Below are 1,298 nucleotides of genomic sequence, written 5' to 3'. Positions count from 1 at the left end.
TGAGGCGCCCCGGATCTTCCGGACAGGTCCCCAACTAGGGTTGGGGAGAACCGGAAGGGAAGGTCGTTGGCACGACAGAGGCGGCATTTCACCCAGGAGCACAAGGACGAGATCGTCCGTATGGTCCTGGACGGCCCACGCCCCATCGCCCATGTAGCCCGTGAGGTCGGGATCCACGACACGACGCTTGGTAACTGGGTCAAGGACTACCGCAGGCGGCACGGCGGTGACGTGTCGGCGGGGAGCGGCGGTGGCGAGAAGAAGAGCGCCCGGGAACTTGAGCTCGAGCGAGAGAACCGCAGGCTCCGCGAGGAGAACGCCTTTCTGGTAAAAGCCGCGGCCTTCTTCGCGAAGGATCACCGGTGAGCGCCAAGTACGAGCTCATCGACGCGGAGAAGGCCAACCACGCCATCATTGACATGTGCACCTGGCTGCACGTGTCCCGGTCCGGCTTCTATGACTGGCGGACTCGTCCGTTGTCGGCGACCGCCGAACGCCGGGAACGCCTCAAGCTGATGATCGAGGCGGTGTTCGAGGCCAACCACGAGACCTACGGCTATCGGCGCGTCCACGCGGTGCTGGCGCGCTCGGGTGAGGAGGTCTCGCCCGAGCTGGTGCGGCAGTTGATGCGCGAGCTGGGGCTTGTGCCAGTGCAGCCGCGGCCGTGGCGGCCGGTCACCACCCAGGCCGGCGAGCCCGGTACGATCCCCGACCTGGTCAACCGGGTCTTCACAGCCGAGCGTCCAGGCACCAGGCTGGTCGGTGATATTACATACATTCCGACCTGGGAAGGCTTCCTTTATTTGGCGACCGTGATCGATTGTCATTCAAAGATGGTGGTCGGCTGGGCGATGGCCGACCACTTCAAGACCTCGCTCATCACGGCTGCTCTGGACTCGGCGGCCGGGAACATCCACATCGAGGAGGGCTGCATCTTCCATAGCGATCGCGGGTCGAACTATACGAGCGATGAGTTCGGCCGGCACCTGCGCCGCTACGGCATGCGCAGGTCAGTTGGAAGAACCGGGGTGTGCTGGGACAACGCGATGGCGGAATCGTTCTTCGGCGCGTTGAAGAACGAGTGGCTAAACCGTATGGTATTTGCCACACGCAGCAAAGCACGCCGCGCGGTTGTGCAGTACATCGAGGGCTTCTATAATCGACGCAGGCTTCATTCCGCGAACGGGTACCGGACCCCTCTTGAGGTCCACACCGAGTACCTGGACCGGGAGCAAGCAGCGTAGATCTGCCCGCAGATCACCATCAGTCAGCTGTCCGGAAAGCGCGGGGCCCCTCAG

The 1,298-nt window shown here is 63.6% G+C and carries 1 protein-coding gene; it reads left to right on the top strand.

The annotated features are described in order from the left end of the window. Positions 1–66: 66 nt before the first annotated feature. Positions 67–1,244, top strand: a protein-coding gene (locus tag ACGFK0_RS37670) for an IS3 family transposase (protein WP_392913573.1) whose coding sequence is annotated in 2 segments (ribosomal slippage) — positions 67–328 and positions 328–1,244 — 1,179 coding nt in all. Because the reading frame shifts where the segments join, the coding sequence is not laid out codon by codon here. Positions 1,245–1,298: the final 54 nt, after the last annotated feature.

Origin of the sequence: Spirillospora sp. NPDC048823 (assembly GCF_043198445.1) — a bacterium.
GTDB lineage: Bacteria > Actinomycetota > Actinomycetes > Streptosporangiales > Streptosporangiaceae > Spirillospora.
Note: the sequence above shows the minus strand (reverse complement) of the source record. Positions and strands in the feature narration are given on the sequence as shown.